Source organism: Polynucleobacter antarcticus, from assembly GCF_013307245.1.
Taxonomy (GTDB): Bacteria; Pseudomonadota; Gammaproteobacteria; order Burkholderiales; family Burkholderiaceae; genus Polynucleobacter; species Polynucleobacter antarcticus.
On sequence record NZ_CP028941.1, the window covers coordinates 1,411,962 to 1,434,521 of the forward strand.

The following is a 22,560-nucleotide window of genomic DNA, read 5'->3' on the forward strand; positions in this document are numbered from 1 at the left end:
TTATGAATGAGAAACGTCAGCCCAACAATTAGGGGTTTCATAAAGACGAATTGATGAGAGCACTAGTCGCGCACCAAATGCCTTTTGAAAAACAGGCTGTAATATTTTAAATGCAGCACTCGCTAGGTTTTCTACAGTGGGCACTTGCTCCATGACAACTGTTTTGTGATCAGGTATGGAACCTAGAAAATCGACTAAACCAATATCTTCTTTTGCTACCAAAAATGCGTGATCCCAAGGCTCAACAATATATTGATTAGTCAGACGCTTAATATCACCAAAGTCTAATACCATGCCATCATCTGCCTGCCCTGGATGATCTGCAATCGCTCCCGTTAAAGTTACTTCAATGGCATAACGGTGTCCATGTAAATGTCGGCATTGCCCATCATGATTAGGAATGCGATGGCCTGAGTCAAACTCTAGTCGGCGGGTAACGGAAATCACTTCTGGTGTAGTTGCCATATCTTCTCTAATCTTGCGCTATGTTTGCTAGCAATGTCATTACTGCCACTGCTATCGAATACCAATCATTTTATGGATCTGCAGACTCAATCGCCATAATGGCCTTTTTTGACACAATTTCACTGCTAATGCTAAATTCTCTTTTAGCAGAGGTCCGTCCATGGCCTGCAAAAAACGATTGCGATAATCCATCCCCTCAAACCTGGCTAGTAGACTCTCTAGCGACTGATGTCCAGCCTGTGGGACAACTAACTTAATCTCATCCGCCTGGAGAACAATCAGTTCAGAGCCCGCTTTAGGGCTGACACAAACCCAATCTACGCCCTTGGGTACCTTCAAAGTACCATTTGTCTCGATAGCTACTAAAAATCCTTTGGCATGCAAGGCGTCAATTAATACTGCATCAAGTTGCAACAAGGGCTCGCCGCCCGTAAACACCACATAACGTTGCTGAGGGCCGGCGGTAGTGCTACGCCAGGCTTCCTCAATGGTGTCAGCTAACTGAGCTGCAGTCTCAAACTTGCCACCACCAGTACCATCAGTACCAACAAAATCGGTATCGCAAAATTGGCAAACTGCTGAGGCGCGGTCCTCCTCTCGGCCACTCCAGAGATTGCAGCCAGCAAAACGACAAAATACGGCCGCACGACCTGCGTGGGCACCCTCACCTTGAAGGGTTGGGAAGAGCTCTTTAATGGTGTACATAGTTAAGCTCTAATTTTAAGCGTTTTGCTATTAAGCGCTTTAATTATTTCCAGGACACAAGCTCCCATTGCAAGTAATCCTCCCGAAGGGCTTCACCCCAACGCATACCCGCCCATAAATACTGTCCAGAGCTTCGTCGCAAAACCCATCGTCCAATTTCTGGGGAAAGCCATACATCCTCATTACGAATATTGGCAACTCTAAAGATATCGTTACTAGTAAAAAAGGGAATGTCGTTTCGGTATAACAAGGTATTGAAATTTCCTGCGGGGACTTGCACGCGCTCCCACTTCACTGCGTTGATATTGAGACCCCAGTAGAAATCATTATCTGGATAACCCACGACTTGATAACGTGTTCGATAGAAACCAGACCAGCCCACTACTAATTTTTCTGGCCATAAAGGTGTGATAGTCAGAAACTTTTGCGGTGGATTCCAATGGGGATCTTGCAGAATATATCCCCAAGGCTCTTGAATCTCATCAGGAAGGGATCCCAACTTCAGACTACTTCTTTCAATCCGCACTTGCGGGCCTACTGAAACAACCCTCTCTGTCACAACGTCCACTAATTCCTGATTAAATACATTACGAACGTTGTAAACCCATTGCTGACCAACTTGTGGAGCACGCACTTGCGGTGGATTGGCAGGCTGAGGAAAGGATTCTCCAGTGGGGTACGGTATCGCAGCAATACAGGCCGAAAGAAAAACAGGCGATAGAACTAAACACAGTCTTTGAATCAATCTCATTATTTATAAGCACTTAATTGCCATTGGTAGCTACCCTCTAAAATCACAGCGCCGATCTGTCCCTGAATTTGATATGAACCTGAAGCCTCTCGGGCAACCCATCGGCCAATTTGCGGAACAAACCAAGCTGTTTCCTTACGAATGCAATCTACTTTATTGGGATCATCGCTCTCAAAATTAATCAAGGATTGAAAACGTAAAGCTACAAACTCACCGGCTGGTACCGTAATTTTTTCCCAGCCCTGAACACTCATATATTGCTGCCAATTCATGCGAGATTCGGGGTAGCCAGCAATACTGTATTTGGTGACAAACTGTTTGGCCCAGGTAGTTGACAGCTGCTCTGGCCATAAGGGTAAGGCGGGGCTAAATTGAATTAATCGCGACCACTGGGTGTCTGTCGAAACCATACCCCATGATGTTTGTATTTCACTCGGAAGCTTGAAACCATTTGCCGTATTACGCTCAATCGTAATCGTCGAAGCGACATTAGCTATTCGCTCATTAATGACGTCTAATGTTTTTCCATTAAACATATCTTTCTTGATATAGGTCCACTCTTGCCCCACTTGAGGTGGACGAACCATGGGTAACGGTTTAGGTTGCGCTACCGGAATAGCCCGCTCATATGACAGCCCGCCACATGCTACGGGTGCCAAGGCAGCAGATGCGATGAAGGTGCGACGAGATAGATTCATATATATCCTAGTATTTTGGCTATTTTATTACGGGGCAAAGAGGTTTTTGGCGTTTTAGCCATGTCAAACCAAGTGTGCACCTCTTCATCAAAGCCAAGACCGTGCATAAAATTATAAATCGCCTTTTTCAGACCCTGTCCGAGCGCATCGTGATCAACGCCACTAGGATCTGTAAATAAGATATCGTTCTTTGCAAAACTAATGGGTGGTAGTGGTGCCAGCGTGATCCCATACTCTTGGGGATCCTGTCCAACCGGAGAGTGTACGGTACAAGTAAAGCGATGAAAGAATCCACTCTGAATGCAACCATTTTCAAAAAACTGGCGGACATACTCTAAGGCGTCGACTGTCTCTTGAACTGTTTGTGTTGGAAATCCGTACATCAGATATGCATGTACCAAAATACCGGCATCTGAGAACCCCTTCGTAACGTGGGCAACCTGCCTGACAGAAACCCCTTTTTTCATCAAGTTCAGAAGTCGGTCAGAGGCTACCTCTAAACCGCCAGAGATAGCAATACAACCACTCTGCGCTAAAAGCGCACAAAGCTCAGGGGTGAATGTCTTTTCAAAACGAATATTGCCCCACCATGAAATGACTACCTGACGACGAATCAATTCTTCTGCGAGGGCTTTTAAAATCTTCGGTGGCGCAGCCTCATCCACAAAATGAAATCCTGTCTGCCCCGTCTCCGCAATGATCGTTTCAATACGATCTACTAACAAACTGGCTGAAGCTGTTTCATAACGAGAAATATAATCCAGGCTGACGTCACAGAAACTGCATTTTTTCCAATAGCAACCGTGGGCTACGGTGAGCTTATTCCAGCGACCATCACTCCAAAGACGATGCATAGGATTTAGCATATCTAGCAGTGACAGATAAGAATTCAGTGGCAGACCATCCCAAGTCGCGGTACCCACATCCTCAAAAGGAATATCTGGCTCTTGCCAATTCAGATACCTTACCTGACCATCCGCAGAGCAGATAAAGGTACGTACTAATCTCTCTACTGAGCGCCGACCCTCTAAATGCTCTAAGAGGGCAAGCAAAGGTCGCTCTCCAGAATCAAGCGTGATGAAATCCACAAAGTCAAAGATGCGGGGATCTGTGAGCTCTCGTAACTCCGTATTAACGTAACCACCCCCAATACCAATTTTGATTTGGGAGTCGTGGGCTTTAATTGTTTGAGCAATCCGTAATGCCGCATACATCGCTCCCGGAAAGGGAACAGAGAGAAGTACTAGATGCGGCTGATGCTGATCAATAGCAGCAATGGTCAGTGCTTGAAGATGTTCATCCATTAAGCTAGGGCTAGCGGCTAGTGCATCTGCTAGAGGTGTGAAGGTAGGCTGACTACTAGCCAATGACTCCGCATAACGGACAAATTCAAAACGCTCATCTACCGCATCTCGCAAGACATCAGAAAGGTCATTCAAATACAAGGTGGCCAAATGGCGCGCTCGATCTTGAGAGCCTAGAGCCCCAAATGCCCAAGCTAATGAATCATCATTGAGATCGCCCTCCTCACCCCCATCCTCATACACATCCAAAGATACAAAGCGAGGTCCTTCTGGTAAGAAAGTACGGCTATTGATTCGATGGGCCAGCGTACTATCTCGTCCCTGCAAAAATCGAATCACAGCGGTAATCGTACTTTGGTAACCTTCAAAATAATCCAGGAAAAAATTTACGCTTGCACTGCGGTTTTCCTCAGAAAGCTTTTCAGCGGATAGCTTGATTTCAGCTACACCAGATGTCGTAAAAAATCCAAGAACTAAAGCTAGTGCTAAATCTGCTTGCACTGCATCAACACCTCGTGATCTTAAAAAGCCTGTGAGATAAGCAGTAGATGGATATGGCGTATTGAGCTGCGTCATGGGAGGAATGAGGCTTAATACTTTCATACTCATTTCACCTAAGACTTAGAGAGGGAGTTATGGAGAAGCAACAAGACATCAATCTGACCCAAGAAGACTGAGCTCTTCGTTCGTAAAGCCTGCCTGTTTTCGAGCCTCTAGATTAAAGGGACCTCTGAGTACTGGGGCACAATATTTTCTAGCAAGCTCTCGGTAGGTTTTGATAGGCGATAAACCATCTTTAGTGCATAAGAAATTAAACCATTGATTACCAACTAAAACATGGCTCACTTCATCTCTCAGAATAATATCTAGAATTTCTACAGCCTTATGATCTTTAACCTGCTTAAAGCGATCTCGAATTGCAGGAACTGCATCTAGCCCCCTTGCCTCCATCGTTCTAGGCACCAGCGCCATTCTGGCAATGACTTGATCAGATGTTCTCTCGACCATTTCCCATAAACTATTATGGGCAGGAAGATCACCATAGCGATATCCCATAGACTGCAAATGTTGTTCAATCAAACTGAAATGGTAAGCCTCTTCTTTAGCCACCTTCAGCCAATCCTCATAATATTGATGGGGCATGTCTTCAAAACGCACTAGTGCATCTAGTGCAAGATTAAGAGCATTGAACTCAATATGCGCAAGGGAGTGAAGTAATGAGGCTCTTCCCTCAAGAGTTGCCATGGATCTTTTAGGAACTTCTAATGGGGGCACTAATTCAGGCTTTTCAGGGCGCCCAGGAAGCACAAGGTTCTGAAGATCAAAACGGGCAGCCAGATTTAGCTCCACACGCTGTTGATGATAATCATCAAACAAGCAATTAAGCTGACTCACCTTCTCAGCCGGAGAGGTGAGTAAGAGAATGTGCAATGCGGATTGTCTTAATTCATGCATCTCAGTATCTAAGCATCTAAGTGTCTATAGCGTTGTAAGAAAAAGAATATCTGACAGGGTATGGTTCATGAGATAAAGCGCCTCACCTTAATGGTTGATTTAAGAAAGAGTCTTTTTCCTATTCTTTTGAATATTGTACGCAGGCATTCTTGATGGATTTAGCATAGCTCATAAAAAAACCCCGCTAGTGCGGGGTTCTTCAATGAGCAATCTGCCCATCTACTACTTGTAAAGCACTGCTGGCAACCATAATCCAATCGCTGGGAACATATACAAAAGGACGATGGCAAGAACCTGGATGCCCATGAACGGCATCATGCCCAAGAAAATCTGATTCAATGTGACATGCGGAGGCGCAACACCTTTGAGGTAGAAGGCAGACATAGCCACTGGGGGTGACAAGAATGCTGTCTGCAAATTCAGCGCAACCAAAAGACCAAAGAACAAGGGATCGATCCCAAACTTATCTAGTAAAGGAACGAAAATGGGCATAAAGATCACAATGATCTCAGTCCATTCCAATGGCCAACCTAGTAAGAAAATAATCACTTGAGCCAAAATCAAAAACTCTATCGGGCTCAGACCGAGAGAGAGAACCCAATGCTCCACCAAGGTTTGACCGCCAAGCAAAGCAAAAGCTGCAGAGAAAATTGAAGAGCCGACAAAGAGCCAGCAGACCATAGCCCCCGTCTTAGCGGTTAAGAAGACCGACTCTTTAATAATTCTGAAGTTCAGCTGCTTGTATGCTGCCGCTAAGATCACACCTCCAATTGCCCCAATCGCCGCAGCCTCTGTCGGCGTTGCTAAACCAAAGACGATCGATCCGAGTACGAACAAGATGAGAATAGCTAGAGGGAAGAATGACCCTAAGAGCATCTTAAAAATTTCTAGACGTACCCACGTCAAGAGCAAGTAATAAATAGCCAGCATTGCAGCAAAAATCGCCGTCATCACCCAGAACCAGGTCGGCGCATCGCGAGGCTCAAGCGCTTTTGCTGCAGCTACTTCTGCTACTTGAACTTGATCTGCGCTCAGTACCGCGGCAGCTACCACTGGTGGCTTATCTTCTTCAGCCCCTGGAGGCAAAGACAGGCCACCCCTTTTTTCTTCTTCAGCCCCAGGAGGCAACGAGAGGCCGCCACTACTTGACTCAGAGGGAGCACTATCAAATCCACTGCCCATCTCTACCAATTCAGAACTAATCGCCTCGAGGGGCGCAGTCACCACTTTATAAATGGAGCCCGTAAACAATACAAATACTAAGAGCGGCAATAAGGCAATAAACAATGCCTTAAACAACTCCTTAGGTGCAACTGCTACATTGCGCTTACCTTTGAGGGCAATTAATATTGCTGGGATCACTTTTTGACTGATCTTTTCACCCAGCTCGGTATAGCTCATCGGTAAAGGCACAATACGCTCTTTAGCCGACAAAGGTGGCATGAGATTTGGTTTAAGTTTTGCCAGAATAATGACATAGGCTATGTATAAACCCGCCAACATCAAGCCCGGGAAAAATGCACCCGCATAAAGTTGAACTACGGAAACGCCGGCAGTAGCTCCATACACAATCAATAAGACGGATGGTGGAATCAAAATGCCTAAACAGCCACCAGCAGTAATACACCCAGCAGAAACGCGCGTGTCATACCCTGCTTTTAACATTGCAGGCAGGGCCAAGAGACCCATCAAGGTCACCACAGCGCCAACAATACCCGTAGCAGTAGCAAAGATCGCACAAGTAAAGATAGTTGCAACCGCTAGTGATCCAGGAACGCGGACTAGCGCTAAATGGAGCGAGCGAAATAACTTTTCGATTAAGTTTGCGCGTTCGACCAGGTAACCCATGAACACAAAGAGCGGAATGGAGATCAACACATCATTAGTCATCACCGCATAAGCGCGTTGCACCATCAATGCTAAGGTGTTATCAAGCGCTAATGCGGGATTCTGAAAGCTATATGAAATAAACGTAAAGATCATACCCATACCCATCAGGGTAAAGGCAGTAGGGAAGCCCAGCATGATGGCAACTACCACCAGGGAGAGCATGAGCAGGCCCATATGGCCGCTTTCAATATTGCCCCACGGTATTAATACGATGGTGGATATCACCACCAATGCCATGATGATAAAGCCGAATAATAGGTCCTTACGCATTGAATTCATCCTTTGGGTTACTAATCATTTTCTTAAGTGCGCCTACGTCCACCTCTTCCACGTCTTGCTCACGAGAAGGCCATTGGCCCTCTTGGATGCAGACAACGCAGCGGAAAATCTCTACGATCCCTTGCAGCAACAAAATAAAACCCGCTAAAGGAATAATGGTTTTAAAGGGGTAGATAGGCGGGCCATCGGCCGTGATGGAGGAGTGCTCCAAAATTCTCCAAGAATCCCCTGCATACTCAATCCCTGCGTAAGCCAATGCAATTACGCCCGGAATAAAGAAGAGCACATACAAAATAAGATCAAAAATAGCTTGGGTACGGGGCTGTAAAAAGCCATACAAAATGTCGCCACGAACGTGCCCATTTTTAGACAGGGTATAAGCACCTGCCATCATGAACATCGTGCCGTACATCATGATCATGGCATCAAATACCCATGGATGCGGATTATTAAGCGCGTATCGCGAAAAGACCTCAAAACCAATAAGCAATGTGAGGCCAACAATCAACCAGGCAAAAAACTGGCCGATAAGGGTGGATAAACGATCCACTTGTAAGAATAATTTTTGCACTATGAATGCTCCGAAGATTTAAACCATAAATAAAGGGTGGCTACTTTCGCAACCACCCTATATTGAGACTAGAGACAACTAGATTGGATCTTAAAAAAGTAGTTGATTATACCTTTTTAGGAGCGCCTCCAAAATAGTGGTCATAAGCCAATTTACGCGGGGTTGTGCCGTCCAAATCCCAACGTACTGCTTTTTGAGCAAACGCTTTTTGCGAATCTACAATCCGCTTAAAGAGTGGGTTTTCAGCTGATTTTTTGGCAACCACATCATCAAACACCTTCAACTGAGCGCGGAGGATGCTATCAGGGGTCTTGTAGAATTTTACGCCCTGATTTTTTTGCATTTCATCGTAAGCTTTGGTGTAGCGATCCACTGCTTTCCAAGACATATCTGCAGATGAAGCTTCTACGCAGTTATCCAAAATTGCGCGAAGTTTTGGTGGCAGGCCTCTGTAGACATCGCCGTTAAACATAATTTCAAACTGCTCAGCATTTTGGTGATAGCTTTGCAACATACAGACTTTGGAAACATCTGGAAAGCCCAATTGACGATCAGATGCCGCATTGTTAAATTCAGCCGCATCGAGTAAGCCACGATCCATCGCAGGAACAATTTCCCCACCAGGCAAGGCATTTACAGAAACACCCATGGCGGTAAACATATCGATTGCAATACCCACTGTACGGTACTTCAGGCCTTTCAGATCCTCTGTCTTAGCAATTGGTTTTTTAAACCAGCCGAGGGCTTGTGAAGGCATTGGACCGTATACATAAGACTTCACGTTTGCGCCAACGGTCTTGTAGAGCTCTTCGAGGAAGGCCTGACCGCCGCCGTACTTGTGCCATGAGAGGAGCATATTGGCATCCATACCGAAAGATGGGCCTGATCCCCACAAGGCTAATGCAGAATTTTTACCGTAGTGATAAGCAAGAACGCCATGGCCACCATCCAAAGTACCTTTGGAAACCGCGTCCAACAAGCCAAAAGCTGGCACTACTGCGCCGGCTGGCAACACTTCAATTTTCATTTCGCCGCCAGTCATATCGTTGACCTTAGTAGCAAAATCTACTGCAAATTCATGGAAGATATCTTTCGCAGGCCAAGTGGACTGAAAACGTAAGGTTTTGACGCCTTGCGCATTAGAAATCATGGGGAAGCTCAGGGCAGCTGCACCAGCAGTACCAGCAGCGGCGTTCTTCAGAAACTTACGACGTGGGACTTCTTTTTTTATTTCAGACAATTTGTATCTCCTGGTTATAAATATTCACGTACTACGCTAAACACTGAGGGCTTCATTTCATCCAACAGATAAAGTGAACACTCAATCTTTTAGAAAAACAGAAAGGTTGGCACCATCACAAGCTACCCCTTTTCACCTTAAAGCATAGATTACATTACTTACAATCCCTATAGGTACTGATGGAAACCCTAAGAAAGGGGTACTTATTTAATCCTTTTTTTTATATTGCATCGCAACAATAATATCCGTTATATCTGTTGAGATGCCGAACCAAAGCGCTAGATCGCCTTTGGTGTTTATTCCCACTCAATCGTGGCAGGGGGTTTGCCGCTGATGTCATAGACCACCCGATTAATTCCGCGTACTTCATTGATAATACGATTTGACACCTTACCCAATAATTCATGGGGTAAATGAGCCCAATGGGCCGTCATAAAGTCTTGGGTCTGTACTGCTCTTAAAGCGACGACGTATTCATACGTTCTGCCATCACCCATGACACCCACGGATTTGACCGGCAAAAATACAGCGAAGGCCTGACTAGTCAGTTCATACCAAGACTGTTGACTGGTCTCATCGATGGTACTGCGCAACTCTTCGATAAAGATTGCATCAGCACGCTGTAATAAATGGGCGAACTCGACTTTGACTTCACCTAAAATCCGCACCCCTAAACCTGGTCCAGGAAATGGATGGCGATACACCATTTCGCGCGGTAAGCCGAGAGCTACGCCTAACTCACGAACTTCATCTTTGAAGAGTTCACGTAAGGGCTCAAGTAATTGGAGGTGCATATCATCGGGCAGTCCGCCAACATTATGGTGACTCTTAATCGTATGCGCGCCCTTCTTACCCTTGCCGGCTGATTCAATCACATCGGGATAAATAGTGCCCTGTGCAAGCCATTTTGCATTCTTGATTTTTGCAGATTCACTTTGGAAAATATCCACAAACTCTTTACCGATAATCTTGCGCTTAGCTTCTGGGTCAGCGATACCTGCCAGCCCAGACATAAATTTCTGCGCAGCGTCTACACGAATCACCTTAACACCCAGGTTCCGTGCAAACATTTCCATTACCATGTCACCTTCATTTAAACGCAACAAGCCATGATCCACAAATACACAAGTGAGTTGCTTACCAATCGCCCGATGAATTAATGCTGCAGCCACGCTAGAATCCACGCCACCTGACAAACCGAGAATGACTTCATCATCACCCACCTGTTTGCGAATATTTTCTACTGCTTCGCTAATGTAGTCCCCCATCACCCAATCGGGTTTACATCCACAAATCTGATGAACAAAGCGCTCCAAAATAGCAGTGCCCTGAATCGTATGGGTTACCTCGGGATGAAACTGAAATGCATAAAAACGACGCGCTTCATCTGCCATACCCGCAATCGGACAAGACTCTGTTGACGCCATCAATTTAAATGCGGGAGGTAAGGTGGTGACTGAATCGCCATGACTCATCCACACTTTTAAGATGCCATGACCTTCGCTGGTAGAGAGATCCTGAATGCCCGTTAATAAATTCGTATGGCCGTGGGCACGCACTTCTGAGTAGCCAAACTCGCGCGCTTTACCTAAAGATTCAGCAGAAGCGACTGCGCCACCCAATTGGGTTGCCATGGTTTGCATACCGTAGCAAATTCCCAGAACAGGAACACCTAACTCAAATACTATTTGGGGTGCACGTGGGCTATCTGCCTCCGTCACTGAACTAGGGCCACCTGAAAGAATGATGCCCTTACCACCCTGCTCTTGAATAAATTGGCGAATGAACTGCGGATCGCAATCGTAAGGATGTATTTCTGAATAGACACGCGCATCACGCACGCGTCTTGCAACCAGTTGGGTGACTTGTGAACCAAAGTCGAGAATCAGTATTTTGTCGTGCACGAAAGAACCCGTCTTAAATTCAGCTGGTATTTGCTGCTTAAATTTACTTCTTTAAATTTACTTCTTAGTCAATATGGTAATTCGGCGCTTCCTTAGTGATCTTCACATCATGAACATGGGACTCACGAACACCTGCTGAGGTGATTTCCACAAAGTTGGCTTTCTCATGTAACTCATCAATGGTCTTGCAACCCAAGTAGCCCATCGATGAACGAATGCCTCCAGTGAGTTGATGCAAAATAGCAAGCACACTACCTTTGTAAGGGACTTGACCTTCAATACCCTCTGGTACAAGCTTCTCGGCATTGTCTGCGCTAATGTCGCTCTGAAAATAACGATCAGCAGAACCATCTGCCATCGCGCCCAAAGAACCCATGCCACGATAACTCTTATAAGAACGGCCTTGGTATAAAAATACTTCACCTGGCGCTTCTTCAGTACCGGCAAATAAACCGCCCATCATCACAGAGCTAGCACCTGCTGCTAAGGCTTTTGCAACGTCGCCTGAATAACGAACACCGCCATCTGCAATTAATGGAATACCTGTACCCTTAAGTGCTGCTGCTACATTCACAATCGCTGTGATCTGAGGGACGCCCACACCCGCCACAATACGGGTAGTACAAATGGAGCCAGGACCAATGCCTACCTTGACACCGTCAGCACCATGATCAGCTAAAGCTTTGGCTGCATCGCCGGTAGCAATGTTGCCGCCAATCACCTGAATATGCGAGTAATGTTTCTTAATCCATTTGACACGATCCAATACACCTTGGCTATGGCCATGCGCCGTGTCCACAACAATGACATCTACGCCTGCACGCACTAAGAGTTCGATGCGCTCGTCGTTATCAGCACCAACACCTACCGCCGCACCAACGCGCAACTTGCCTTCACTATCTTTACAGGCATTAGGGTGCTCAGTAGCTTTCAGAATATCTTTGACAGTAATTAAACCGCGTAATTCAAACTTATCATTGACAACTAGTACGCGCTCTAAGCGATGTTGACTCATTAGGCGCTTGGCTTCTTCTAATGAGCCCCCTTCTTTTACAGTGATCAAACGCTCACGTGGGGTCATCTTACTTTTAACTAGGGCATCTAAGTCTTCTTCAAAACGTAAATCGCGGTTGGTGATGATGCCCACTACTTCTTTGCCTGTCAGCACAGGGAATCCTGAAAAACCATGCTCACGGGATAGTTGGATGACTTGACGCAAAGTTGCATCCGGGCCAATGATGATCGGATCCCGTAAGATCCCCGATTCATAACGCTTAACCTTAGCGACTTCACGCGCTTGCTCAGCGGGCTTTAAGTTTTTATGAATGATGCCAATGCCACCTTCACTCGCCATAGCAATTGCTAAGCGGCCTTCAGTGACGGTATCCATCGCAGCAGATACAAGTGGTGTATTGAGTGAGATATCCCGAGTTAACTTACTTGCCAAGCTGGCATCTCGAGGGAGTACCGAAGAATAAGCCGGTACGAGGAGTACATCGTCAAAAGTGAGCGCTTTTTGAATGAGTCGCATACAAAACCCCTAGTCACAAAAGAAGATTATAGCCTCCTAGCCTTTCTTCTAGCTGCGGCTGCCTGGAATTTGGCATCCTGGTTCTGGTTTGCCTTCTTGCGGCGCACAGTCTTGGGGTCTATCAGGAGCGGTGAATATAGCTCGAGGCGATCCCCCTCATAAATAGGGCTATCCCAGTCTTTGCGCTTACCAAATACGCCGAAACAGCCTTTTCTGGCGAGTGTTGGATCTGTGGGGCCTGTGGCAATGCCTGCTTTTTGCAGCGCTAATCCGACTGTTGGAGCTTGGGCAGAGTCGATCTTGAAGGTAAAGGGAATCAGGCTAGGCTCACCCAGCCTGGCATCGCAAATGAAGATGTCGATGGATGTTTTATCTTTTCCGGGCATCAAGCTCTTCGGCACGCTTCACAAAGCAATCGACAAAGGTACCTGCAATGTGTCCAAAGACGGGTCCAATGATCTTATCCAAAAGAGCGCTCTTAAACTCCCAATGCAACTTAAATTCCACCTTACAGGCATCTTCCTGCAGGGGGATAAAGTTCCATTGGCCAGAAAAATGCTTGAACGGCCCATCGACAAACACCATATCAATGGTTTCCGGGCGATGATTGATATTACGGGTATGAAAGTACTGATTAATACCCTTAAAGTGGATGCTGATTTTGGCATCTAATATCGTTTCGGTTTGCTCAAAGATCTCCACCCCACCGCACCAGGGTAAGAACTCAGGGTAAAGAGCCACATCAGTAACAAGCCCATACATCCGGTCTGCGGATTGGCCAATTAAAACGGTCTTATAGACGTCTGCCATAATCAATCTTGAGAAGCTAAATAACTATGAGTATCGTCGATAACAAAAAAGCCTTCTTCGATTATTTTGTCGAGGAACGGTTCGAAGCAGGGCTAGTACTGCAAGGATGGGAGGTCAAAGCCATCCGTGCCGGCCGCGTGCACGTCAAAGAAGCGTATGTCGTCATCCGTAAGGCGGAGCTATTCCTAATTGGGTGCCACATTACCCCCCTACTTTCCGCATCGACGCATATCGTTCCCGATAGCACCCGTACCCGCAAGCTGCTTTTAAATGCGATTGAAATCCGTAAACTCATTGGTAAGGTTGAGCAAAAAGGCTATACCCTGGTGCCGCTAAATCTCCATTTCTCCAAAGGGAATGTGAAATGTGAAATTGGCCTAGCCCGAGGTAAGAAACAGCACGATAAACGTGCAGCGACCAAAGAAAGAGAATGGGAAGTGCAAAAAGGCCGAATTGCTCGGGGCGATCTCAATGCCTGATAGATCACTCATGCACTATTTAGGTGCATAAAGAAGCGATTAAGCACCAAGCTACACCATATTTAAATCAAAAGTAGCACCCCAAGCATTAGTTTAGAAGGATGAAATTGCCTTTTGACGAAATGCTCGACGCCAGCGGAAAAGCACGACCCCATTACCAAGCGTTTCATCAATGGCTCCAACAGCAAAGCGATACCCTCATGGGTCTTAAACGCGCCGAAGCGGATCTCATTTTCAGACGGGTTGGCATCACCTTTGCAGTGTATGGCGATGATCTAGGTGCAGAGAGGACCATCCCTTTTGACCAAGTACCCCGTATTTTTACTGCCAAAGAATGGCAACAACTTGAAGCTGGACTACGCCAAAGGGTAAAAGCACTGAACCGCTTTATTTACGACGTCTATCACGAAGAAGAAATCATCAAGGCAGGAATTATTCCTGGAGAGCAAATTTATAACAATGCGCAATATCGCCCGGAGATGCGCAACGTCAACGTACCTCGAGATATTTATGCGCAGATTGCAGGTATTGATATTGTGCGTGCTGGCGAAGGGGAGTTCTATGTCCTAGAGGACAATCTGCGCGTTCCCTCTGGAGTCTCTTATATGGTTGAAGACCGCAAGATGATGATGCGACTCTTCCCAGATCTGTTTCAGCAATACCGTGTTGCACCTGTCGAGCACTATCCTGATTTTCTGTTGGAATGCTTGAAGTCGGTCAAGCCGGATGATGTCAAAAAACCCAATGTGGTGTTACTCACCCCTGGCATGTATAACTCTGCATACTTTGAGCATAGCTATCTTGCACAACAGATGGGCATTGAATTAGTCGAAGGCAAAGACCTGTTTGTAAAAAACGAACAAGTCTTTATGCGCACTACCCAAGGGCCAGAACGGGTGGATGTGATCTACCGCCGAGTAGATGATGATTTTCTAGATCCCTTGGCATTTCGTTCTGACTCGACTTTAGGTGTTGCTGGATTACTCTCAGCGCATCGGGCTGGCAATGTCACCCTAGCAAATGCGATTGGTACTGGTATCGCGGATGATAAATCTGTCTACCCTTATGTGCCAGACATGATTGAATTTTATTTAGGCGAGAAACCCATACTCAATAATGTACCTACTTTTCAATGTCGTAAACCAGAAGATCTTGCATATACCCTCGCGCATTTAGAAAAACTCGTTGTCAAACTCACTCATGGTGCAGGAGGTTACGGCATGCTCGTAGGGCCTGCTTCCAGTAAAGCGGAGATTGAAGCATTTCGAGTTCATCTGATCGCTAACCCCGATCGTTACATAGCGCAACCCACTTTAGCCTTATCCACTTGCCCTACCTTTGTAGAATCCGGCATTGCACCTCGTCACATTGACTTAAGACCCTTTGTACTCTCAGGAAAAACCATCAAGATGGTTCCTGGCGGCTTAACCCGAGTGGCACTCAAGGAGGGCTCTTTAGTAGTCAATTCTTCACAAGGTGGTGGCACTAAAGATACTTGGGTATTAGAGGCATGAGGAATGGGTCACGATGTTAAGCCGAACTGCTGATTGCTTATATTGGATGGCGCGCTATACCGAGCGCGCAGAAAATACCGCCCGTATGTTGGATGTCAATCATCAAACGTCACTCTTGCCGCAACCTGCTGAATTTTTAGAGCAAAGCTGGAAAAAGCTACTGACGATCTCCAAGCTGGAAGAGGCTTTCTTAGAAAAGTATGATGTTGTCAATCGTGAAAACGTATTGGATTTCATGATCTATGAAACGAGTAATCCATCGAGTATTGTGTCGTGTCTATTTTCTGCCAGGGAAAATGCGCGGGTCATTCGCGGCAGAATCACCTCGGAAGCCTGGGAAACCCAAAATACCACTTGGCTGGAATTGCAACATATCCTAGATGCCCGAAATCAATCAGACCCTAGCAGGCTGCTAGAGTGGGTCAAGCATCGTTGTCACCTCTTTAGAGGTGTGATGCACGGCACGATGCTGAAGAATGAAGCCTTTTACTTTATGAATGTAGGTACTTTGTTAGAGCGCGCCGATAACACGGCACGTATTCTAGAAACAAAGTACGAAGTGCAGGCAGATATCACCACACTGAATACAAATAACGATAGTAAAGAAGGGGCAGAAGGTAACTTCTTTGATTTTTACCATTGGGCTGCCCTACTTCGCTCCGTTTCTGCTTTTGAAATCTATCGTCAAATCTATTCGGATCAAGTAACACCAAAACAAGTGGCACAACTCTTGATTTTTAATAAGCAGATGCCGCGCTCCCTGGTCTGCTGTGTCAATGAATTAATCCCCCTGATTTCTGAAGTAAAGAACCAGCAATCTAAAGAAATTGAGCGCTTACTTGGCAAGCTCAAAGCCAGTCTGGATTACTCAGATATTGATGAGGTGTTTACTCAGGGTCTTGAAGAGTTTATTGAAGAATTCTTAGAACGTATTAATCACATTGCTGATGAATTCAGTAACGCTTACCTCATCCCCCTAGCTGTAGCCTAAAGATCCCCATGCACCTGAAGATTCGTCATCGTACCGAATACCGCTATGAAACCCCAGTCCGCTACTCAATACAAGAGCTGCGCCTTACCCCACCAGATGTTGCTGGCCAGCAAATCCATCAATGGAAAGTGAGTACTCCTATAAAAACGAGTAGCGCTCATGATGTCTTTGGCAATCTCTGTGGTGTTTTTGTACAAGAAACGCCGTATACGGCGATGATGATTGAGGCTGAAGGCGAGGTCCACACCCAAGATGCCTTTGAATTCATAGATGAGCCCAAAGCAGTCTCCCCATACTATCTATTGCAACAAACGCACTTAACTGAGCCTACACCGCAAATGCTAGAGTTCTTCTTAGGCGCACTCCCCAAGAAAAATTCAGTAGATGAAGTTCTCAAGTTGGCCACCGCAGTACAAAATGCCATTCTGTATTTTCCAGGGCAAACCAATTTCGCCTCTACGGCAGCCCAATCCTTTGCTATGAAATCTGGGGTATGCCAAGATCATGCACACATCATGCTCGGTTTATGTCGCTCAGCAGGTATTCCAGCCAGGTATGTGAGTGGGTATTTTTTTGCAGAGGAGTCTCCTAACTTAGCCAGCCATGCCTGGATTGATTTTTGTGTCGATATCGATAAAGGACTTTGGGTTAGCGTAGATATTACCCATGCCTGCCTGATTGATGCCCGCCATATTCGCTTGGCGATTGGCAGAGACTACTATTCTGCAGCCCCAGTCAAAGGCGTACGCTCTGGCGGCGGTGGGGAAGAATTAAGTGCCAATATATCGATTGCGCAACTCAGTTAGAGCGCCCATCATGAAACATCGATCAACGATAAAATAAAGACTATTGTCAAAAAAGATTAAAGGATAGTTGCATGACGTATTGTGTTGGGCTTTGCCTGAAAGATGGACTCGTTTTTTATCGGATACGCGAACAAATGCAGGCGTAGATCAAATTGGTACCTTTCGAAAGATGTCTCTTTTTCAAAAAGACGGGGATCGATTCTTTGCTTTAATGAGCGCAGGTAACTTAGCCATCACCCAAGCAGTAAAAGAAATCTTATTACAGGGTCAACTAATCAATGGCAAAAATCTTTGGAATGTTGAGAACACGCATGATGCTGCTGTTGTCATTGGAAATGCTATCAAGCAGGTCTATGATCGTGATCACAAAGCCCTAGAGAAGGCTGGTATTGATTTCAACTGCAATCTGATTTTTGGTGGGCAAGTGAAGGGTGAGCGCCCAAGACTCTTTAACATCTATTCTGCAGGTAACTTTATTGAGACTACGCCTGAAACTTGTTACTTTCAGATTGGTGAATCTAAGTATGGCAAACCTATCTTAGATAGAGTGCTAAGTTTTGATACCCCATTGAGTCTCGCAACCAAGTGCGCCCTCATCTCAATGGACTCTACTATCAACAGTAATATCTCAGTAGGCCTTCCCTTAGATCTTCTGGTCTATGAAAAGAATACCTTGCAGGCAAATAAACTGGTCACCCTAGATGAGTCCAATCCCTACTTTCAGATGATCCATCGATCATGGGGAGAAAAACTGCGCGATGCCTTTAATTCCATTGCAGAACCGAGTTGGTCAGGTACAAGCCCTTCACGTTCCATAACTTCGCCTGCCAAGAAAATGGGTGTGATACCCATTCATCGAAGTGCTAAAGGAGCCAATGCCAGTAAGCCAATCTCCAAATCAATACCTAAAGGCAAGAAGAGCTCTTCAAAACAAAAAGCCTAGATTTTCATCTAGGCTTTCGTAGTGATTACTTCAAACTTACTCTGACTAGTCTGAAAAAAATTAAGCCTCTTTCTTACCAAGCATTTCCCAAGTAGCCACGACGCTATCTGGATTTAAAGAGATGGAAGTAATACCCTTAGAAACTAACCAGCGCGCAAAGTCAGGATGGTCTGAAGGGCCCTGACCGCAAATACCGACATACTTGTTTTGCTTAAGGCAAGCCTCAATCGAACGGGCAATCATAAACTCTACCGCTGGGTCACGCTCATCAAAATCAATCGCAAGCAATTCCATACCAGAGTCACGATCTAGTCCCAAGGTCAACTGAGTCATGTCATTAGACCCAATTGAGAAACCATCAAAGTGTTCTAAGAATTGGTCTGCCAAAATAGCATTTGATGGGATCTCGCACATCATGATGAGGCGCAAACCATTCTCGCCCCGCTTGAGCCCCAGCTTCTCCATCATTTCTATCACGCGCTTCGCTTGATTAATCGTCCGCACAAAGGGCACCATGATCTCGACGTTATCTAAGCCCATGTCTTCACGAACCCGCTTCATGGCTGCACACTCTAAGGCAAAGGCTTCGCCAAAATCTGCAGACACATAACGCGATGCGCCCCGGAAACCCAACATTGGATTTTCTTCATCCGGCTCGTAGCGCGATCCACCAATCAGTTTCTTATATTCATTCGATTTAAAGTCAGACAAGCGGACAATGACCGGCTTAGGATAGAAGGCAGCCGCAATCGTTGCTACACCCTCAACTAACTTGTCTTCATAAAACTGGCGTGGGCTGGCATAACCGCGGGCAACACTTTCAACTGCCCGCTTCAAATCCGGATCAATATTGGGATACTCCAGAACTGCACGAGGATGCACGCCAATATAGTTATTAATAATGAACTCCAGACGCGCTAGACCAACACCAGCGTTCGGGATTTGGCAGAAATCAAAGGCTAACTGAGGGTTACCGATATTCATCGTAATCTTTACCGGAATCTCTGGCAGAACACCACGAGATATTTCCGTTACCTCAGTCTCAATCAGGCCATCATAGATATGGCCTTCATCTCCTTCTGCACAAGATACGGTCACCATCATGCCATCTTGCAAGTGCTCGGTTGCATCACCACAACCCACTACCGCAGGTACTCCCAGCTCACGAGCAATAATCGCTGCGTGACAAGTGCGACCACCCCGATTGGTCACAATCGCAGAGGCACGTTTCATTACAGGCTCCCAATTCGGATCCGTCATATCGGCTACCAAAACATCGCCGGGCTGCACTCGATCCATTTCGCTTGGATCACGAATCACACGTACTGGACCAGCACCAATTTTTTGGCCAATCGCACGACCCTTAGCTAAAACTGAAGATTTGCCTTTTAACTTGTAGCGCATCTCAACTTGACCAGCAGCCTGACTCTTCACTGTCTCTGGGCGGGCTTGCAAAATATAGATACGGCCATCTTGCCCATCCTTACCCCACTCGATATCCATCGGACGACCGTAGTGTTTTTCGATAATGACGGCGTATTGAGCTAGTTCAGTAATATCAGCATCTTCTAGAGAAAAGCGATTACGCTTCTCTGGGCTAACGTCTACAGTGATTACCTTTTCAGCAGAGCCTGCAGGCGCAAATTGCATCTGAATTAATTTAGATCCTAAAGAACGGCGAATAATTGCCTTCTTCTGTTTTGCTAAGGTGGTTTTGAAAACATAAAACTCGTCAGGATTTACAGCACCCTGCACCACTGTCTCGCCTAAGCCATAACTTGAAGTAATAAACACCACATCTTCAAAGCCTGATTCCGTATCTAAGGTAAACATCACACCAGCAGCACCTAAGTCGGAACGCACCATACGCTGAATACCAGCGGATAAAGCCACTTCAGCATGCGCAAAACCTTTATGCACCCGATAGGAAATGGCACGGTCGTTATAAAGAGAAGCAAAAACTTCACGAATCTTTTTTAAGACATCGTCAATACCCTCGACATTTAGAAAAGTTTCTTGCTGGCCTGCAAAAGAGGCATCTGGTAAATCTTCTGCAGTGGCAGAAGATCGCACGGCAAAAGAGCCCTTGCCAGAATCATCCAATTTCTTAAATGCAATATGAATCTCTTCATTTAAGCGTGGCTGAAAAGGGGCAGCCTCAATCCAGCCACGAATTTCTTTTCCAGCCTCTGCTAAAGCACGAACATCGTCAATATTCAGATTTTCTAAGCGCTTTTGTATTCGCTCAGTCAAATTATTGTGCTCTAAGAAATCACGAAAAGCTAAAGAAGTGGTGGCGAAGCCAGTAGGTACCCTTACACCTGTGGAGGATAACTGAGAAATCATCTCTCCTAATGAAGCATTTTTACCCCCGACAGACTCTATATCAGTCATACGGAGTTGCTCAAAAGGTAAAACATAGGCATTTGCTACATTGCTATTTTGTTGTGCTTGGTTGGACATAAAATACTCTCTAAAGATAAGGAAACTGGTCGAGCGGCCGAATACAATACGGCATACTTCACATAACACCTATTGTAGTGCTGCCCACGACCCCAAGGCCAATTTATGTCTACCCAAACCCGTATTGTTTTTATCGTTTCTGACGGTACTGGTATTACTGCAGAGAACTTCAGTCAATCGATTTTGGCGCAATTTGAGGCCACTTTTAAGCACATTCGAATCCCTTTTGTGGATAGTACTGAAAAAGCGCATGATGCGGTTTCTAGCATCAATCAGGCAGCCTCTAAATACAGTGATCAGCCAATTGTTTTTACTACTCTGGTCAATCCTGAACTCAATACGATCGTCAGCAAAGCAAATGGCCTAATTTTGGATATGTTCCAGACCTTTGTGGCTCCACTAGAAGATGCCTTAGGTATTAAATCAACCCATGCCATGAATCGCCTGCACCACAATGCGGATACTGAGGCGTATAAAAACCGCATTGAAGCCATCAATTATTCCTTAGCTCACGATGATGGTCAGTCCAATAAAAACCTAGCAGAAGCAGATGTTATTTTGGTGGGTATCTCGCGCGTCGGTAAGACACCAACGAGCCTCTATTTAGCGATGCAGTATGGGATGAAAGCAGCCAACTACCCTTTAATACCTGAAGATTTTGAACGCGGACAATTGCCAAAAGATTTGATTGCGTATCGCAGTAAGATCTTTGGTCTGATGATTGATGCCGAGCGCTTATCTGAAATACGTAATGAGCGACGTCCAGGAAGCAATTATGCCAAGCTTGAGAACTGCCGTTATGAAATTAACGAAGCGACGGCCATGATGAAAAAACAATCTATTCCCTGGGTGGTTACGACTAGTAAGTCCATCGAAGAGATTGCCACTACCATCCTACAGTCAATAAAGTCAGATAAAACGATCTTAGGTTAGCTTCGACGCACGCGCACTGTCTCAAATAAGCAGATCGCTGCTGCGGTGGCTACATTTAAAGACTCCACCCTTGGGTCAATCGGAATAGAGATACTCTGTGCTTGTGCCATGAGATCTTCAGAGATACCCTGGCCTTCGCTACCCATGAGCCAAGCTACTGGATGCATCAATACTTTAGGCATAGCAAACACATCGAGCGTGCCATCGGCAGTTGCGGCTAATAAGGGTGCAGTGACAGCACTTAAGATCTGCTGATTAGACCAGCCTTCATACAAATCGAGTAAACGATGGGCTCCCATACCCGCACGCAATACTTTGCTAGACCACAAGTGGGCACAACCGGATAGTGCAATCACTTGAGTAAACCCTGCAGCAGCGGCAGTACGCAAAATGGACCCTACATTACCAGCATCTTGTATGCGATCTAAAATAATCACATCACCAGATAGAGTGGCAATAGGCTGCTGCAGCGGGATACTCATTTTTGGTAAATCTAAGAGTCCTGCAATCTGCGGGGCATTGGCTAATTCACTGAGCAGATGCCACAAACCGGCATCTAGCTGAAAAATACGAGTCTCAGGACACATTTCAATATGGGCGTAAACAGCTTGAGCAATCTCTGAATTTTGTAGTCCCACTTCAGAAGTCAGCAATACTTTTAGAGCGGGATCGCCAACCCAGGTTTGCACCAAGTGAATGCCCTCAAGCAATGCATGTCCGCTAGTCAGTCTGGCTTTTTGTCCTTTAGAACCCGTAGCCTGTAATAGATGAATCTCTTTAAATAAAGGGTTGTCTTTTGAGCTGATCAAGTCGATATGCATATTGACG

20 protein-coding genes and 1 pseudogene are annotated in these 22,560 nt (G+C 45.8%); 6 read left to right on the plus strand and 15 right to left on the minus strand.

Annotated elements, in window-relative coordinates; genetic code table 11:
- From queD to DCO16_RS07455, 13 genes are all read right to left on the minus strand, one after another.
- Nucleotides 1–465, minus strand: a complete 465-nt coding sequence (gene queD / locus DCO16_RS07395) for a 6-carboxytetrahydropterin synthase QueD (RefSeq protein WP_173943052.1) — start codon at nucleotides 463–465, stop codon at nucleotides 1–3.
- A 51-nt stretch (nucleotides 466–516) separates the two neighbouring features.
- On the minus strand, nucleotides 517–1,170 hold the full coding sequence (gene queE / locus DCO16_RS07400; protein WP_173943053.1) for a 7-carboxy-7-deazaguanine synthase: 654 nt from the start codon (nucleotides 1,168–1,170) through the stop codon (nucleotides 517–519).
- A 43-nt stretch (nucleotides 1,171–1,213) separates the two neighbouring features.
- A complete protein-coding gene (locus tag DCO16_RS07405; protein ID WP_217426644.1) occupies nucleotides 1,214–1,921 on the minus strand; it encodes a hypothetical protein in 708 nt (235 codons plus the stop codon).
- A complete protein-coding gene (locus DCO16_RS07410; RefSeq protein ID WP_173943054.1) occupies nucleotides 1,921–2,619 on the minus strand; it encodes a hypothetical protein in 699 nt (232 codons plus the stop codon). Before DCO16_RS07410 ends, DCO16_RS07405 begins: the two co-directional genes overlap by 1 nt.
- On the minus strand, nucleotides 2,616–4,526 hold the full coding sequence (locus DCO16_RS07415; protein ID WP_173943820.1) for a B12-binding domain-containing radical SAM protein: 1,911 nt from the start codon (nucleotides 4,524–4,526) through the stop codon (nucleotides 2,616–2,618). Before DCO16_RS07415 ends, DCO16_RS07410 begins: the two co-directional genes overlap by 4 nt.
- Nucleotides 4,527–4,577: 51 nt before the next feature.
- Nucleotides 4,578–5,378: a ferritin-like domain-containing protein gene (locus DCO16_RS07420; RefSeq protein WP_173943055.1), complete on the minus strand. Its 801-nt coding sequence runs from the start codon at nucleotides 5,376–5,378 to the stop codon at nucleotides 4,578–4,580.
- 222 nt (nucleotides 5,379–5,600) lie between these two features.
- Nucleotides 5,601–7,538 (minus strand): TRAP transporter large permease, encoded by a 1,938-nt coding sequence (locus DCO16_RS07425; protein ID WP_173943056.1) that lies wholly within the window; start codon nucleotides 7,536–7,538, stop codon nucleotides 5,601–5,603.
- Nucleotides 7,531–8,118 (minus strand): TRAP transporter small permease subunit, encoded by a 588-nt coding sequence (locus DCO16_RS07430; protein ID WP_173943057.1) that lies wholly within the window; start codon nucleotides 8,116–8,118, stop codon nucleotides 7,531–7,533. The genes DCO16_RS07425 and DCO16_RS07430 overlap by 8 nt, the downstream gene beginning before the upstream one ends.
- Nucleotides 8,119–8,224: 106 nt before the next feature.
- The gene (locus DCO16_RS07435) at nucleotides 8,225–9,358 is read right to left on the minus strand and encodes a TRAP transporter substrate-binding protein (protein WP_217426645.1); all 1,134 of its coding nucleotides are present in this window, start codon (nucleotides 9,356–9,358) and stop codon (nucleotides 8,225–8,227) included.
- A gap of 296 nt (nucleotides 9,359–9,654) precedes the next feature.
- Nucleotides 9,655–11,262: a glutamine-hydrolyzing GMP synthase gene (guaA, locus tag DCO16_RS07440; protein WP_173943058.1), complete on the minus strand. Its 1,608-nt coding sequence runs from the start codon at nucleotides 11,260–11,262 to the stop codon at nucleotides 9,655–9,657.
- 64 nt (nucleotides 11,263–11,326) lie between these two features.
- On the minus strand, nucleotides 11,327–12,793 hold the full coding sequence (gene guaB / locus DCO16_RS07445) for an IMP dehydrogenase (protein ID WP_173943059.1): 1,467 nt from the start codon (nucleotides 12,791–12,793) through the stop codon (nucleotides 11,327–11,329).
- Between the two features lie 26 nt (nucleotides 12,794–12,819).
- Nucleotides 12,820–13,179 carry an RnfH family protein gene (locus tag DCO16_RS07450; RefSeq protein WP_173943060.1) on the minus strand — a complete coding sequence of 120 codons (360 nt, stop codon included), beginning with the start codon at nucleotides 13,177–13,179 and terminating at the stop codon, nucleotides 12,820–12,822.
- Nucleotides 13,163–13,603: a type II toxin-antitoxin system RatA family toxin gene (locus tag DCO16_RS07455; RefSeq protein WP_173943061.1), complete on the minus strand. Its 441-nt coding sequence runs from the start codon at nucleotides 13,601–13,603 to the stop codon at nucleotides 13,163–13,165. Before DCO16_RS07455 ends, DCO16_RS07450 begins: the two co-directional genes overlap by 17 nt.
- A gap of 26 nt (nucleotides 13,604–13,629) precedes the next feature.
- Here DCO16_RS07455 and smpB point away from each other — a divergent pair, with 26 nt between their 5' ends.
- The 5 genes and pseudogenes from smpB to DCO16_RS07480 all read left to right on the plus strand — a co-directional run bounded on the left by smpB (nucleotide 13,630) and on the right by DCO16_RS07480 (nucleotide 18,336).
- Nucleotides 13,630–14,082: an SsrA-binding protein SmpB gene (gene smpB / locus DCO16_RS07460; protein WP_173943062.1), complete on the plus strand. Its 453-nt coding sequence runs from the start codon at nucleotides 13,630–13,632 to the stop codon at nucleotides 14,080–14,082.
- 101 nt (nucleotides 14,083–14,183) lie between these two features.
- Nucleotides 14,184–15,596: a circularly permuted type 2 ATP-grasp protein gene (locus tag DCO16_RS07465; RefSeq protein WP_173943063.1), complete on the plus strand. Its 1,413-nt coding sequence runs from the start codon at nucleotides 14,184–14,186 to the stop codon at nucleotides 15,594–15,596.
- A gap of 13 nt (nucleotides 15,597–15,609) precedes the next feature.
- Nucleotides 15,610–16,587 (plus strand): alpha-E domain-containing protein, encoded by a 978-nt coding sequence (locus tag DCO16_RS07470; RefSeq protein WP_173943064.1) that lies wholly within the window; start codon nucleotides 15,610–15,612, stop codon nucleotides 16,585–16,587.
- 8 nt (nucleotides 16,588–16,595) lie between these two features.
- Complete coding sequence (locus DCO16_RS07475; protein WP_173943065.1) at nucleotides 16,596–17,393, plus strand: transglutaminase family protein; 798 nt, start codon at nucleotides 16,596–16,598, stop codon at nucleotides 17,391–17,393.
- A 71-nt stretch (nucleotides 17,394–17,464) separates the two neighbouring features.
- A pseudogene (locus DCO16_RS07480) lies at nucleotides 17,465–18,336 on the plus strand (proteasome-type protease).
- A 60-nt stretch (nucleotides 18,337–18,396) separates the two neighbouring features.
- Here the strand turns inward: DCO16_RS07480 and ppsA are convergent.
- Complete coding sequence (ppsA, locus tag DCO16_RS07485) at nucleotides 18,397–20,799, minus strand: phosphoenolpyruvate synthase (protein ID WP_173943066.1); 2,403 nt, start codon at nucleotides 20,797–20,799, stop codon at nucleotides 18,397–18,399.
- Between the two features lie 105 nt (nucleotides 20,800–20,904).
- Between ppsA and ppsR the strand changes: the two genes are divergently transcribed.
- Nucleotides 20,905–21,732: a posphoenolpyruvate synthetase regulatory kinase/phosphorylase PpsR gene (ppsR, locus tag DCO16_RS07490; protein ID WP_173943067.1), complete on the plus strand. Its 828-nt coding sequence runs from the start codon at nucleotides 20,905–20,907 to the stop codon at nucleotides 21,730–21,732.
- Here ppsR and DCO16_RS07495 read toward each other — a convergent pair.
- Nucleotides 21,729–22,553, minus strand: a complete 825-nt coding sequence (locus DCO16_RS07495) for a TrmH family RNA methyltransferase (RefSeq protein ID WP_173943068.1) — start codon at nucleotides 22,551–22,553, stop codon at nucleotides 21,729–21,731. The genes ppsR and DCO16_RS07495 overlap by 4 nt on opposite strands.
- Nucleotides 22,554–22,560 lie beyond the last annotated feature (7 nt).